The sequence below is a fragment of the Aristophania sp. ESL1100 genome (assembly GCF_058511235.1).
Window position 1 is genome coordinate 1,209,503 of the sequence record NZ_CP196394.1, and the last position, 15,921, is coordinate 1,225,423.

Genomic DNA, 15,921 nt, shown 5'->3' on the forward strand with positions numbered 1-15,921 from the left:
TTTGTACATCTTAGCCGATTTTACAGAACCTGATCTATAGGGGACTGTCATGAACAGATAAAATTCGTCATAATAAACCCGTTATGAACGACCTCTCCACTCTTACACCTCTTTTAGCGATCGAAACATCCTGTGACGATACCGCCTGTGCCATTCTTGATCATCAGGGAACGATCCTTGCACAATCTGTATGGTCTCAGGACAGCCATGCCGCTTTGGGAGGTGTCGTTCCTGAAATTGCCGCAAGAGCGCATTTAGAACTTTTACCTCCTCTTGTCGATCTCACACTTGAGCGTGCAGGCCTCACTTTAGCCGATATCCGCTATTTTGCCGCAACCACAGGCCCTGGCCTGATTGGCGGGCTGATCGTTGGCAGTTCGTACGCCAAGGGTCTGGCAATGGCACAAAACAAACCCTTCATCGGGATCAACCATATTGAAGGACATATTCTCGTCCCCCGCCTTCCCGCAGCCTTGAAAGACTGGAATTGCGAGGCGCTTTCTTTCCCCTATCTCGCTCTTTTGATGTCAGGGGGGCATTGCCAATGCATTGTCGTCGAAGGCATCGGCACATATCGCCAACTTGGAGGCACGATTGATGATGCCGCTGGAGAGGCTTTTGACAAGGTCGCCAAAATGCTCGGGCTTGGCTGGCCAGGCGGCCCGGCACTGGAAAAACTTGCATTGGAAGGAAATCCCCGGGCTTTTGATCTCCCTCGCCCCTTAAAAGGCCGCTCTAACTGTGATTTCTCTTTTTCAGGATTAAAAACGGCTGTTGCCCGTCTGATTGAACCTTATGGCCAGGAAGCCATTCCGCGTTCCATCGCAGCAGATATGGCCGCCAGTTTTCAGCAGGCAGTCGCAGACATCATGCAGGACCGCCTTGAACATGCTTTCATGCTCGCTCCACAGGTGACCGCTCTGGTCGCTGCCGGAGGTGTCGCTGCCAATAAAATGCTGCGTTCTGCCTTATCCCATGTCGCAGAAAAACACGGAAAAACATTTCTTGCGCCGCCTCTGAAGCTCTGCACCGATAATGCCGTCATGATTGGATGGGCCGCTCTGGAACGGTTAAAACAGGGAGAAAGACCGGACGATATTACGCTTCCTCCCCGGCCCCGTTGGCCACTCTCTGAGAGAAAGCCATTTGTCGTTTCTGCTGTTAAGGAGGCACGTTTATGAAGGACAGACTCCGCATTGGCGTGATTGGCGCTGGCGCATGGGGCATAGGACTGGCCTGCACCTATAGCCAGATCGCAGACGTCCAGCTCTGGTCCCGTTCAGAGCCGGATCCAGAATTGGGGCCGAGACGTCTCAAGCGTCTGCCTGAAATCACACTCCCGGAATCAGTCACAGTCACGACCAGTTTTCCTGATGATGTGGAGGTTATCTTTCTTGTCGTTCCAACACAGGCATTGAGAGAAAACAGCCTGAAGCTTGCAAAAACACTTCCGTCGCATATCCCCGTCATTACCTGTTGCAAGGGACTGGAGAAAGGGACGGCCCTCCTCCCGCTTGAAGTCCTCAAAGAAACGATGCCCTCTCATCCATTAGCGGTGCTTTCAGGTCCCAATTTTGCCATTGAAGTGGCTCAGGGCCTCCCAACCGCGGCAACCCTGGCCGCGTCCGAGCGCATCTTTATCCAGGAAATAGCGGAAAAACTGACGACTCCGACCCTCAGACTTTATGCCAGCATGGACCCTCTTGGCGTTCAGCTCGCCGGAGCGGCCAAAAATGTTATCGCCATCGGCGCCGGCGTTACAATCGGTGCCGGGTTGGGTGAAAATGCCCGGGCAGCCCTTATCACGCGTGCTTTGGCGGAACTGGGCCGACTTGTGGAAGCCATGGGCGGCCAGAGCAGAACCATCTATGGCTTAGCCGGAGTGGGAGATCTGATCCTGACATGCACAGGGGCCGGATCACGCAATTACAGTCTGGGCGTTGCTCTGGGAAAAGGCGAAAATCTCTCTGTGATCCTTTCCCAACGCAACACCGTTGCCGAAGGAGCACTTTCTGCCGAAGCGCTTTGCACCCTCGGGCCCCGTTATGGTGTAGAGACGCCGATCATTGATGCCGTCCACAGATTACTGAAAGGTGAAATAACCCCTGACCAGGCACGGGGGTATTTACTTGATCGTCCCTCCCGACTGGAATAATTCATTTCACCTTAATTTTATTATCGCCACGACCTCTTATGAAAGCCTGCCTCGATGAATGAAATAGCGCATAAAACCGCCTATGATTTTACGCTACCCTCACTTGATGGTGGACAGATAGACCTTTCCCAGTGGCGTGGGCGCCCTCTGATCATTGTCAACACAGCCTCGAAATGTGGCTTTACACCTCAATATGAACATCTTCAGAAACTGTGGGAAAAGCTCCAAGGTTCTGATCCGAATGGCCCTGTCATCATCGGGATTCCCAGTGGAGATTTTGGAGGGCAGGAATTTGACAATGCGCAGGAGATACAGGGATTCTGTCAGAAAAATTATGGCGTGACCTTTCCATTATCGGCCCGGTCACACGTTAAAGGCAAAGAGGCAATCCCGCTTTTCAAATGGCTTGCCGCAGAAGGTGGCTTTCTTTCCCTTCCACGATGGAATTTTTACAAATATCTCATCAATCGGGAGGGACAGCTCCAATCATGGCATATCCCTCTGACCTCGCCAGATAAAAAACGTTTTTGCAGGGCTGTAAATCGCCTGATGAAATAAGCCTGAACTCTCTTTTTCCCCTGAAGGCAGATCTGATTTTGTTACGCAATCTTCTTACTGTTGGTGGATGGACCATGCTCTCGCGCCTGCTGGGGCTTATCCGCGACCAGCTTCTGGCCATTTTCCTTGGTGCCGGTCCCCTGCAGGATGCCTATCAGGTCGCGTTCCGTATTCCCAATATGTTTCGCCGCCTTTTGGGAGAAGGTGCTTTCAATGCGGCTTTTGTCCCTCTTTTTACGGCACAATATGCCGAAAATGGGGAGAAAAAAGCCTTAAAATTCGCAGGACAGGCGCTGGCTGTTTTACTGACATGGCTCATTATATTTGCCTTGTTATGCGAAATATTCATGCCTTTTGTCATCAGTTTCATTGCCCCGGGCTTTAAACATGGTGACGTTAGTCGCTACAACCTCGCCATCAGCCTGACCCGCATAACCATGCCTTATATGGTCTTTATATGCAGCGCCGCCCTGATTGCGGGTATTTTAAATGCACGCAGGCATTTCGGCGCAGCGGCAGCGGCCTATGTCACTTTCAATATCGTTGGGATTATTGCCATCCTTATTGGTGCTTTTGGTATCCATAATGTTACACTGAGCAGTGCATGGGGCATTACCATTTCAGGCGTCATTCAGCTCGGAGCGCTCTTATGGGCGGCACGGAAGTTCGGCCTTTTACCCACTTTTTCCTGGCCGGTTTATAATCAGGACATCGGGACGCTGTTTAAACGAATGGCCCCCGGACTTGTCGGTTCTGGCGTCACACAATTAAACCTGGCGATCGACACCATTATCGGCACATTATTGCCCGCTGGCTCAATCTCATGGCTCTATTTTGCCGACCGCGTCAATCAGCTCCCGCTTGGTGTGCTGGGAAGCGCTCTTGGAACGACCTTACTGCCACTCCTGACACAGCATGTGGTTGCAAAAAATATTCCCGCCCTGCAACAAAGCCTGAATAAAGCCCTTGATTATGCGCTCCTGTTAACTCTGCCCGCGACTGCCGGGCTGATCGCCATAGCCCCGTTAATTATGAGTGGGCTTTTTGGTTACGGGCATTTTACGCATCACGATTTCATAAATTCAGCACAGTGCCTGCAGGCCTATGCGCTCGGACTGCCTGCCTTTATACTGATCAAATTATTTGCATCAGCCTTTTTCGCCCAGGGAGATACCAGAACGCCCGTTTATATAGGGCTTTTTACCCTGGCGCTTAATCTGGGATTCAATCTTTTATTTTACCGTCCCCTTGCCCATATCGGTCCACCCCTTGCCAGCACATTATCCGGATTGGCAAATCTGTGCCTTCTGATGTTTATCCTGAAGCGGAAAGGATTATTCTGCCCGGACAGGACAGCCCTGCTTCGTGTCAGAAAAATTATAGTCGCATCGGTTTTAATGGGGCTCAGTGCTTTCGGAATTCTGCATGGATTTCTTGCTCAGGCTCCTGATTGGCCCATAATCCCCAAACTGCTTACTCTTGGCGGGATCATAATTTTTCATGCTGCTTTTTATGGTGTTTTACTAAGCGCTCTTGGGCTTGCATCCTATAAAGACCTGTATGTCATGGTCAGACGTCGTTTTGGAAAAACCTCCTGATAAAGACATTGTAACTAAAGGTTTGCTCAAAACATCTATCCGCCGTAAATTTTCCATCTGAACATTTTCAATCACATTATTGTCAGGTTTCCTGTTCACATGTCTTTTGCCAAAGCAGATTTTACCCCTATGCCAGTCCCATCCGCTAAAAATGCGACTCCTGCTATGGCTCAATGGTTTTCTCTCAAAGAACAGGAACCAGACGCCCTTCTTTTTTTCAGAATGGGCGATTTTTATGAGCTCTTCTTTGGAGACGCGCAGTCTGCTTCTCTGGCGCTGGATATTTCCCTGACCAATCGGGGCACGCATGATGGAAACCCTATTCCCATGTGTGGTGTCCCCGCAGGAGCCGCTTCAGTCTATCTGCTGCGATTGATTAAACGGGGCTTCAGAGTTGCCGTTGCGGACCAGACAGAAACCCCGTCAAAAGGACAGAAAGGCCCCTTGAGACGGGAGATTACGCGCGTTGTTTCCCCCGGCACATTGACCGAAGATGAACTTCTGGAAGCAGGACGCGCCAATCTGCTTTTTTGCGTTCTGAAAACAGAGAAAAAACAAAAATCCCCTTTAGGGGCAGCCTGGATCGATATTTCCACAGGTAATGTTGAAACAACATCTCTGGCCTTAAGTGAACTGCCCGAATTGCTGGCAAGGCTGGATCCCTCGGAAATTCTGGCAGAACGCACTCTTATTCCACAGGATTACGAGTCCCGCGTGGCACCGGCTACCACAAAGCTTTCCCCTCACCTGATGAAAAAAGCCCTTTCCGAGGCTTATGGCATTACGGAGATGAGTGCTTTAGGCGACTTTCCTGATGAGCAGATTGCTGCCTGTGCAACGCTTATTACTTACGTACGTCGCAGTCAGGCAGGCAAGCTCCCCCGTTTGAGCCGCCCCTTGCGAGAAGGCGGCGATCTGGTAATGGGCATTGATCCCGCTACCCGGCAAAGTCTTGAAATCCTGCAATCGCGTGATGGCGGAACAAATCGCACGCTTTTCAGTAGTATCAATTTCACCGAAACGGCTGCCGGGATGCGCCTTCTGGCACGCTGGCTTTCTGCTCCGAGCAAGAATCTGGAAATCATCCAGCGGCGTCAGGGAGGGTGGTTATGGCTCAGCCAGCATACTGATCTCGCGCAGTCTTTTCAGTCCATTCTGAAACAGACACCCGATTGCGCCCGAGCTTTGGGGCGTATTTCCAGCAAACGTGCTCTGCCGCGGGACCTGGCTGCCATTCGCGATACACTCAAAGCCGCTGAAACAATTACCCAGCTCCTTGTCGCGCATAAAGATACGCTTCCTCCTTATATACGCTCCCTTGCAGCTACTCTTTATGGGCGTGCTGATACTCTGCTTAATCGTCTGGTCAGTGCCCTGGCCTTGGAGCTGCCTGGCAGAATAGAGGATGGCGGGGTGATTGCGACCGGTTTTGACCCCGAACTTGATAAGTTGAGAGACCTTCGTGACCATGGGCGGAGAAAAATCACGCAGCTGCAAGCCCAGCTGGCAGAACTCTATGATATTTCAAACCTCCGGATCCGTCATCACAACCAGCTTGGTTATATTATTGAAGTCACGGCGGCGGCGGCCAATAAGCTCAAAAAGCATGAGGGGCTTCATTTCCGTCAGGGAACAGCCAATCTTGCTCGTTTCTCGACTGATACCCTTATAGAGCTGGATCAGAGCATTACAGAGGCTGGAGAAAAAACGTCTCTTCTTGAACGGCATCTATTTGATGATCTCTGTAATCATATCCTTGCAACGCCTGCCCTTGATGAAATTGCTATTTCCCTGGCCAAGCTGGATGCACTGCTCTCCTGCACAAAATTATTCAATACAGGGCAATGGTGCTGCCCGGAACTTTCAAATGGAACAGAATTTGCGCTTGAGGCATGCCGCCATTCTGTCGTTGATGATGCCTTGAAGGCAGATCTTTCTAACGAAGCACGATTTATTCCCAATAACTGCGACCTCCCTCCCAATAAACATGTCATTTTACTGACAGGGCCGAATATGGCCGGGAAATCAACTTTTCTGCGGCAATCGGCTCTGGCCGTCATACTGGCTCAGGCAGGCCTGCCCGTTGCGGCCACCTCTGCCAAAATAGGCCTCGTTGACCGTCTTTTTTCACGTGTTGGGGCGTCAGATGATCTTGCGCGCGGGCAGTCAACCTTTATGGTTGAAATGACTGAGACAGCTGCAATTCTTAATCAGGCAGGCCCCCGCTCTCTGGTCGTTGTGGATGAGATAGGCCGCGGGACCTCAACACTTGATGGACTGGCCATTGCCTGGGCGACATTAGAGGCCCTTCATTCACAGCTTCAATCAAGAACGATCTTTGCAACGCATTTTCATGAATTGGGAACCCTGATCGGTCGTCTCCCCAAACTTGCCCCCTTTACGATGTCTGTCCGGGAATGGGAAGGGAAAGTCATTTTTCAACATGAGGTAAAACCCGGCCTCGCTGGAAAAAGCTGGGGCCTGCATGTTGCAAAACTGGCAGGTATTCCGAAATCTGTGCTTTCACGCGCCAGTGCTCTTCTTGCACGCTTTGAGAAAGAACAGACCGATCTTGGAGAAAATATCAGCGAACCATTACCTCTTTTTTCTTCAAATGATGAAAAAAAACCAGCTATTGATCAGGAACTTCCTCCTGACGAACTCTCTGAATTAAGACATATTCTTACTGATCTGGACCCGGATTCCCTAACGCCGCGCCAGGCCCATGACATGCTCTATCGTTTAAAAGAGATAGCCTTTTCCAAAACGGTAACGTAACATCATTAAATTCCGGTAATGAGGTGGAATCGGCGTCATTACCTTTATTACTTATCTCCCACTTTCTTTATCACTTTCAGCTTTCAGGCACTCTTGTACATGACCCCTTCAGCACCAGATCATTTCGGTGGGCGTTCTAATTCCAAATTATTCCGGCTTCCCCGTAACGAGGCCGTCAGTTTAGTTAGACGCACATTGGGTCAGAAGCGTGAAGATATCCGTAAAACTTTTGAAAGCTTGAAATTAAACGGTGTCGAGGCTGGTCAGGAACTCTCCTCCGCCATGGACCATGTCATCACCCAGCTGGCGGAATATGCCGGACTGAACCAGAACGACTCTGAAGAAGAGTTCTGTATATGCGCAACAGGAAGCTATGGGGCCAAATTATTAGCCCCCTTCAGTGACATCGACCTCCTGTTTATCACAGGCAACAACCCGTCTCCCCGATTACTGAAACAGATTGAATATATTCTCTATTGTCTCTGGGACCTCGGATTAAAAGTGGGGCATTCCACCCACTCGGTCAAAACATGTCTTTTAAATGCCCAGACCGACCAGATTGCCTGCACAACACTTCTTTATCTTCGTCCACTTTTTGGCCAGAGTGCTTTAGCAACCAGCATACAAACAGGATTGCAGGATTATCTTACGGGGCCTGCCCTTCTTAATTTCATTGACACAAAAATCAGGGAAAGAGACATCCGCCACCAACGTTTTGGTGAAACGCCTTATCTCGTTGAACCCAATTTAAAAGAAGGCCGGGGCGGATTACGCGACCTTCAGGTTCTTAACTGGATAGGACGTGCCAGCCTGGACGTCATCAGTCCGGGCCACGGCCCCCATCCAGACAGTCTGGAATTGGCCCCTACCTGCGTCAAACTCGGGCTTCTATCACCTCATAAAAGCTATCGTGCGCAAAAAGTATGGAACTTCCTCTGGACGGTGCGCTTCCACCTTCATTATATCACTGGCAGAAATGAAGAGCGCCTGACCTTTGATGTGCAACCCATTATCGGGGCCCGCATGGGCTACGCGACACATGGCCATCAAAAGGGTGTTGAACGATTCATGCGCCATTATTTCTTGATGGCCAGAACCGTTTTAAGACTCGCGCGCGTCCTGCAACCAGCCATCATGCTGCATATTCAAAACCAGCAAAGCAACACGCCCCTCCAACTGGAAGAAGGCCCTGAACAATTTACCCGTATTAATGGGCGTCTCGCTTTTTCCTCACAGGAATCATTTCAGAACAATTCTGCCGATCTCTTTAAAATTCTTGATTGCGCCCGTCGGTATCAGATGGAGCTTCATCCAACGGCCATTCAACAACTCATTAATAATGAACGTTTCGTAGTCTCACTCCGTGGGCAAGCTGAAGCATCAGAGCTCTTTTTCAATTTATTATGTGACCCGGCTTTTGAAAATGACCGGCCCTATCCTGATGAAAAAAAAGAGCGCCCTTTTCTCTTATCGCTTTTCAATGAAACAGGCTTATTGAGCCGGTTTATCACCTATTGGTCACGCATCGTGGGGCGGACACAATTTGACAGCTACCATATTTTTGCTGTCGACGAACATAGTATTGAAGCCGTCAGAATTCTGCGCCAGATCGAGGCAGGAAAAATGGCTGATGAAATCCCCTTTGCCTACAGCCTGACCAAAGAGCTGCAATCACGTAAAGAACTTTATATTGCGACACTTCTACATGATATCGGCAAAGGATATGGAGGCGATCATTCTGCGGTCGGCGCTGACCTTTCGGCCCGGATATGCCAGCAATTATGTCTCTCCCGGGAAGAAACCGATACGGTTTCATGGCTGATCCTCCACCATCTTCTCCTCACCCAGACAGCTTTTACGCGTGATATAGACGACCCTAATACAATCCTTGACCTGGCCGACATTATTCAGTCCCCTGAGCGACTGAAGCTCCTGCTTCTTCTGACGATCGCTGACATTCGTGCCGTCAGCCCCAGAGCCTGGAATGCCTGGAAAGCGACACTGCTTTACCGGCTTTACTCCCGCATCGCTGACGTTCTGGATGGCGGATTGCAGGCTCATGGAAATGACAGCCGCATCAATGAAATTAAAAATGCCGTTAAATGTGCCCTTGTCGCAGATCTCAGTTACGAAAATATTACGACCTTCATGTCCCTGGGGCGGCCGGGTTACTGGCTCAGCTTCGATCAGAGCACCCTTGAACGTCATGCCCGCCTGATTGCAGAGCATAAGAATGATGTAAAAGGCACGACCATTGATATTCAGCCTCTGCCAAGCCGTGACATTACGGAATTAACCATTTTCTGCAAAAACCAGCCTGGCCTGTTTTCCAAAATCGCGGGCGCACTCGCCTTATGTGGTGCCATTATTTCTGATGCGCGGATTCACACATTCTCAAATGACATGGTGCTCGATACATTCTGGATTCAAAATGGCTATAGCGAGGCCTTCGAAGAACCCACCCATATTGAGCGTCTGAAAAAGACACTTCGTAATGTTCTGGAAAAGGATCTGCCACTTAAAGACGCTCTGAGTGCGGCGACCCTTCCCTTAACACGCCGAATGGGCGCTCTCTATATTCCATCGCGTGTCATTTACGACAATAATGCCTCAGAGCACTATACAATTCTGGAAGTTTCAGGGCGTGACCGGCCTGCCCTTCTGCATGACATAACCTATGCCCTTTATCAGGAAGGCGCTGTCATCTCCTCAGCTCACATTGCCACCTATGGGCTAAGGGTTGTGGACGTCTTTTATATTTCCGACCGGGAGGGCCGGAAATTTACCCAGAAGGCTGATCAGCACCGCATCCGATCAGCTTTGCTTGCCGTACTTACAGATCAGTCGTCACAGAAAACTTGAATGTTCTGGGAAGACCTTCTGTCAGATATCCCCCATAGGCCGAAGCCCAATAACGCGTATTCGCCAGATTCTCGACACTGAAGCGCAACGTCATCGGGTGTTTTTCAAGAAGAAACACGTAACGACTTCCCACATCAAAGCTCGTCCAGCTTGAAACCTTGGCCGTATTGGCATTGTCAGCATATTGGTGGCCAGTATGCGTTACACGCCCGGTCAAGGTAAGCCCTTTGACGTGAGGAACGTCATATTCGAGATTGCCGTTAATCGTGTAACCCGCAACACCAATGGCCCTTTTGCCATCATACATATTCTGGGCAGTCCGTTTCTGGACGGCGTCTATAATTGACGTTCCTCCATTAAAGCGCAGCCCCTTCACAATTTCTCCGTCCAGGTTGAATTCTATTCCCTGATTACGCTGACGGCCATTTGTTGTAAAAATATTCGAGCCAGTATCCCCATAAGGCATTGAATAGGAATTGGGCTGGGACATCCGGAAAAAAGCCAGAGAGGCACTTAATTTACCGATATCGTATTTGGCCCCGATTTCATATTGCACGGTACGGTAAGGGGCGAACATCTGCCCTGCATTGACTGTATTACTCGGCGCCTGCGGTCCTGGTGCAATACCTTCAATCCGGTTGAAATAAAGGGACGTATGACGTGTCGTATGCACCACCAGCCCAACGATTGGTGTAATGGCATCACGATCATAATGGTCGGTTTTGCCACGCGTCTTATAATCATAACTATTTGTCATGATATTCTGGTAACGAAAGCCCCCTGTCAGAGCGACACGACCGTTAAAAGCAGAAATCGTATCTGAGAAATAAAGACTGTAAAGCCGTTCATCTGCCGTTCTTTTGGGACTTTTGATATTTCCGCCCACCATTGTATGGTCAGGTCTCTCAACATAGGACGGATGATAGATATTGCTTGGTGTCGCCGCCCCCATCGACCAGGCTGTATCCGTTTCCTCCCATAAGGCTGAGCCGCCCAGATTCACCTCATGTTTGAGGGGGCCTGTTTTAAAATGCCCTCTCATGCCCGCTCGCGTGCTTTCATTTGTCTGGACGTAAGGCACATACATGGCTCCCGTTGTGCCCGCACCTGTTGCCGCATCTTTTAAGGTAAAGGTTGAATAATCCCCTGCCTCATCGCCCCCCAGTCCGCCAAAAGCGCCGTAAAGCATGATATTATCGGTAAGATCATGCTCAATATTCAGCATACCTGAAATATAATTCAGCTCATTATACGACCAGGGCTGACCAAAATTGTGAGACGGTTTGACAGGGCGTGGAACTTTGGTACCTGCCGGGATCATGACTGACGGCCGCCCCCATTGAACGCCCTGATTCTGATAATTCATATCAAGAGTGATACGGGTTTTATCATCGTGCCAATCAGTATCAAAACTTACAATTGTGGAGTGGCGATGTTCATGATCAATGGAGGTCTGTCCTGACATGCCTGCGACATTCAGCCTCATTCCAAACTGTTTATCACGCCCGAACCGACGGCCTATATCCAGCGCCCCTCCGCCCATACCGGTTCCTGTATAATCGCCGGTAATCCGCGTAATCGGTGTCCTCTCCGCATGTTTGAACAATAGATTGATCGTCCCGCCAATTGAGGTTCCCCCTGGTGCTGCCCCGTTTAGAAACGCACTGGCTCCATTTAAAAGCTGGATTTTTCCATATGGCTGAGGTGAAACAATCTGGCGTGGTACAATCCCATAAAGACCGTTAATGGCAACGTCATCGCCATAAACGGGAAAACCACGAATAATGAATAATTCAGAAAAATTTCCGTAACCATATGTCGTTCTTACAGACGGATCATTCTGCAAAACCTGCCCCAGAGTCTGAGACTGCTGATTATCCACAATACTGGCATTATAGCTGCGGATATTAAAGGGGACATCCAGACCTTTCTTCTGACCCAGAACACCTAACTGCCCTCCTGAGGTCACAAGCATCTGCTCACGTTTGCGGGCCCGCACAATAATGGTTTCATCGGCTGATGTTGACTGCGCGGAAATGACAGACTGTTTTTTCTTCTCACCTTCAAGGCTATTCGTATCGGCAAGCGCCACTGTCGAGAAGGATAATGTGCTTATACCAATCTGGCATAAAAGACGGGAAAAAGACCTTGTTTTTCTGAGAGATTGGCATTCGTACATATTTCAGACTTGTCATTTTAAGGGTTAACACCTCCCTCTTTAGTAATATTGAGAATTATTTGCAACAACTGATCGGACTTTCTTCCTCGTGCCTTCCGCCTCCACAACTGGCTGAAAAAACAGGGCGAATAAGGTGATTCATGTTTTTATTGATTAAGATAAATATTTACTACCATAAGCAGAACAGCACGAAGTAGACTATAAATATTAACAGTGTAATATTTTTCGTAATTTTTAAATTAATTGTAAAATTAATAATCAGTTTCAATTAGGTATTAACAAATATTTATATTAAGGCCACAACTTGAAAAATACCTTTTCTTATTTTATCCCTTTCGAAGAATAAAATTTAATTTTCTTCAGAAACGATTCCATGGCTCCTGTTTTACGCTCCTGGCTGACTTTTTTTCATAAATGGATTGGCTACCCAACGGGGCTTCTCCTGTTTATCCTGTTTTTTACAGGCGCATTGGCGACAGCAAGCATCGAGCTTCAGCAATGGATGGAACCTCAGACCCTGATAAAAGCGCCTTTAACTGAAAAAGGCATTAACGGGGCTGAAACCGTTTTTAAACACTCTCTGCAACATTATTCCAACAGTTTTTTACGCCTCCCCACAGAGCGTGACCCTATAATAAGAGTGCTCCATTTTAACGGACACACCTTTCTCGGTTCAGCAATAAACCCGGCAACCGGTACAGTTATCCCTACACGCGACCATAGTGGTGCTACCTTTTTCGTCGTTTTACACAGCTCCCTGCACCTCCCGAAATTTTATGCCGCTTTGCTGGAAACTTTTATCTTTATCGGGCTTCTTATCGCCCTGATTACAGGAATATGGATTCACCTGGAACGCTTTTTCCCCGATCTTCTGCTCTTCAGACCACAAGCTGCGCAGATCAGACGATTGCTGGACCTGCATTTACTGATCGGGTGCATCATACTCCCCGTCATCATTATCATCACGTTTTCCGGGGCGGCTCTTAACCTCCATAAACTTGGCCTGCTCGGTCCCTCACACAGTCACAAAAGCGCAAAAATCACAAACCCCGCTCCAATGCCCCCACTTGTTGCCATGGTCAAAGAAGGAAGAAAGCAATGGCATAATATTGAAGGCAGTTTTTTTCTGAACACCCCTGATGGGTTACATTTTATCAGAGGTGATGAGAGCCATTTTTGCGGGACGCGCGCTTTTATTACGTCTGATCTAAAAGCGGGGCCCCTCTCCCCAGAGTGCAACACCCTTACGTTATTACACGCCATCCATAAAGTGCGTTGGGCTCATAGTCCTTTATGCTATTATATCAGTCTGATAGGGCTGCTCGGCGCCTTTCTCACAGGAAGTGGGTTACTGATTTTTTATCAGAAAGCTTGTAAACAAATTGAGAAAAAGCCGGAAAAGGCCCTGTTGTGCCGTTTCTATAAAGCCCTGAATGATGGAACAATTATGGGGCTTCCGCTTGCGACCTTATGTCTTCTGGCTTTAACGCGTCTTCCTGCTCCTTCCTTTATGGAAATAGATCAATGGGAAATGCTGGTCTTTTTCTCACTCTGGGCAGCCTGCTATTTCATCAGTTTCATCGTTAATTCACGCTATCCTGTTCTGCCTTTCCTATTAGCCATTACCGGATTTGGCCTGGTCCCCCTCGACCTTATGACCAGGTCCTTTTCTTCTGGAATGAGCTGCTGCCTTATCATTGATCTCTGCGCAGCCCTCATCGGCACAGCAGCCCTGACACTCATTCTGAAAAGCAGGAAAAGCGCATGATATGGTTTTTTCTTCTCTGCTGGGTCCTTTGGGCATTATCAAGACTATGCCTTACGACACCCAAAGAAAGAGTGCCTTCCTTACTGGCTCTGGTTCCGCGCAATATCGCCTCATGGGGTGAGGTGATCAGTCTGCTCGTCCCGATTCTGGTGCTCATATTCAGACGAAACATTCATGATCTGTTTTTATGGCTCTATTGTGGGCCTGTGATCATTACGTCTGTCATATTAATCAGAGCCTATTGCCCATCTTTCTCCACTCATCAACAGCCTTCACAAGAGCCATGATGGCAGGGCGCCATGTATCTTCTACCGTATCCCTGTCTGCTTCAGGATAAAATAATCTGACGTTCTGGTACCAGAAATGACGGGACCACCTCCAATCCCCTCCGATCCGGTGTAACAACCACAGATTTTTACCCATGGCACCCGCCATATTGGCGACCAGACTATCAATACTGATAATGAAAGCGCAGCGTTGTATGGATTTTGCCAGATCAGAAAGATGACCTAACGACGCTTTTTCCATCCATTCCGGGCACTCACCGTCTTTCTGTAAACTCAGAAACCTGACATTTTTTAAAGAACGTAAGGGCTCAAGAAGAGACACTGGCACTGACCGGCGGCGATCATAAACATAGTGCGGGTTTCCTGACCAGCAAACGCCAATCAGATCTTCCTCGACCTCTCCTTCCACAGACAGGTAGGGTTTCTGTTCCGGCTCTTTTTCAAGGAGAAAAGGCAGACTATTCAGGCTTTGAGAGGCAAGAACAGGATGGCCTGAGGGAACGATTCTTTCCCGTGGGAGCCCCGGCATGAACTGAAGTAAATCCTGAAACTCAGAAGGGAAATCGAGCCGCAAAGGGCGCCTGAGCGCCGCGTAAGGCAAAAATCTCAGAAAGAGCAGAGAATCCCCCCATCCTCCTTCCAATGTTATCGCAACGGCCTCCTCTCCCGATGATCCATCCCACTCAGGCACATGCGTCTCATGAAATTGAGGCGTAAAGAGTTTTCTTTTTTCAAAGAGAGCCCAGCCCTCTTTCCAGAAACCTTTTTCCAATAAAATGGCACTGCGGTTGAATGCGGCTCTTGTCGATAAATCCGGCCTCCCATCACAAGCTTCAAGAGTTTGAAAAAGCGTTTCTGCCTCATCACGTTCCCCCGTTTCGTAACAGAAACTTCCATAAGCAAGGCTTAAATCCGGCTGATCAGGATTTTCTTTCAGCAACTCAGTGAAAAGGGCTTTCGCACCTTTGATATCAGCCAGTGATAATCTGACCAGAGCCATCGTCATGTCGGCCTCCAGCAGATTACCACCTAACGACAAGGCTTTTTTCAGGGCATCTTCTGCCACTTCCCATTGCGCGAGATGAAAATAGGCTGCCCCCTGATTGGCATAAAAACTGCTTTCCTGCGGGCAGATTTTCTGAGCCTGCCCGTATGCGGCAACCGCCTGTTGATATTTCCCTGCCTGAAGATAGGCACTCCCCGCTAATCCCCAAAGAACAGCATTTCCCGGGGCAAGTCTGATCGCCTGTGCCAGAGCCGTAATCGCTTCAGGGAACTTCCCGATTTTGAGCAGAGCCTCCCCCAGCCCGCCGTGAGCTGATGCTTCCTCCGGGAAATACTGAATCGCGATAACAAAGGCAGCACGTGCGGCATCCAGCTGATTCTCAGCCATCAATGCCCGCCCCAGGGTCTGATAAAGCCTGCCCTGAATCATTACGTCATCAAGCATAGCAAGGTCCGGAAGCACCCTGCCAATCAGGGCAATCGTGGTGGCCGGCATATTCTTTACCAGAGCGATTGATGCCAGAATATGAACAGCATAAGGGTCATCAGGCTTTTGGGAGAGGAAAGAACGGGCCAGACCGGCCGCCTGATCAAAATCTCCCTCTTTGAAAGCCTGTAAGGCACGGTCTAATAATGCCGCCATAACAATTTTATCCCTGAAAAGAGATTTTTGGTGATTAATCACCATTTAGTCGCTCTTCTCTATCTTGCCAAATGATGCAAAAAGTCCA

At 49.0% G+C, this 15,921-nt stretch carries 9 protein-coding genes; 7 read left to right on the forward strand and 2 right to left on the reverse strand.

Going from position 1 to position 15,921, the window contains the following annotated elements:
- The first annotated feature begins 83 nt into the window (after positions 1–83).
- From tsaD to ACSYSY_RS05725, 6 genes are all read left to right on the forward strand, one after another.
- Entirely contained in the window at positions 84–1,181 is a 1,098-nt protein-coding gene (gene tsaD, locus ACSYSY_RS05700; protein WP_491706621.1) for a tRNA (adenosine(37)-N6)-threonylcarbamoyltransferase complex transferase subunit TsaD, read from the forward strand.
- The gene (locus ACSYSY_RS05705) at positions 1,178–2,155 is read left to right on the forward strand and encodes an NAD(P)H-dependent glycerol-3-phosphate dehydrogenase (RefSeq protein WP_491706622.1); all 978 of its coding nucleotides are present in this window, start codon (positions 1,178–1,180) and stop codon (positions 2,153–2,155) included. The genes tsaD and ACSYSY_RS05705 overlap by 4 nt, the downstream gene beginning before the upstream one ends.
- Positions 2,156–2,209: 54 nt before the next feature.
- Complete coding sequence (locus ACSYSY_RS05710; protein ID WP_491706623.1) at positions 2,210–2,713, forward strand: glutathione peroxidase; 504 nt, start codon at positions 2,210–2,212, stop codon at positions 2,711–2,713.
- Positions 2,714–2,751: 38 nt separating this feature from the next.
- Positions 2,752–4,311 (forward strand): murein biosynthesis integral membrane protein MurJ, encoded by a 1,560-nt coding sequence (gene murJ, locus ACSYSY_RS05715; protein ID WP_491706624.1) that lies wholly within the window; start codon positions 2,752–2,754, stop codon positions 4,309–4,311.
- A 129-nt stretch (positions 4,312–4,440) separates the two neighbouring features.
- Positions 4,441–7,089: a DNA mismatch repair protein MutS gene (gene mutS, locus ACSYSY_RS05720; protein WP_491706625.1), complete on the forward strand. Its 2,649-nt coding sequence runs from the start codon at positions 4,441–4,443 to the stop codon at positions 7,087–7,089.
- Between the two features lie 99 nt (positions 7,090–7,188).
- Positions 7,189–9,951 carry a [protein-PII] uridylyltransferase gene (locus ACSYSY_RS05725; RefSeq protein WP_491706626.1) on the forward strand — a complete coding sequence of 921 codons (2,763 nt, stop codon included), beginning with the start codon at positions 7,189–7,191 and terminating at the stop codon, positions 9,949–9,951.
- On the opposite strand, the gene ACSYSY_RS05730 is transcribed toward ACSYSY_RS05725, so the two are convergent.
- Entirely contained in the window at positions 9,923–12,130 is a 2,208-nt protein-coding gene (locus ACSYSY_RS05730; protein ID WP_491706627.1) for a TonB-dependent receptor, read from the reverse strand. The two genes, ACSYSY_RS05725 and ACSYSY_RS05730, sit on opposite strands and share 29 nt — an antisense overlap.
- Positions 12,131–12,503: 373 nt before the next feature.
- On the opposite strand from ACSYSY_RS05730, the gene ACSYSY_RS05735 reads away from it, so the two are divergent.
- Positions 12,504–13,898, forward strand: a complete 1,395-nt coding sequence (locus tag ACSYSY_RS05735; RefSeq protein ID WP_491706628.1) for a PepSY-associated TM helix domain-containing protein — start codon at positions 12,504–12,506, stop codon at positions 13,896–13,898.
- A gap of 231 nt (positions 13,899–14,129) precedes the next feature.
- On the opposite strand, the gene ACSYSY_RS05740 is transcribed toward ACSYSY_RS05735, so the two are convergent.
- Complete coding sequence (locus ACSYSY_RS05740) at positions 14,130–15,878, reverse strand: tetratricopeptide repeat protein (protein ID WP_491706629.1); 1,749 nt, start codon at positions 15,876–15,878, stop codon at positions 14,130–14,132.
- Positions 15,879–15,921 lie beyond the last annotated feature (43 nt).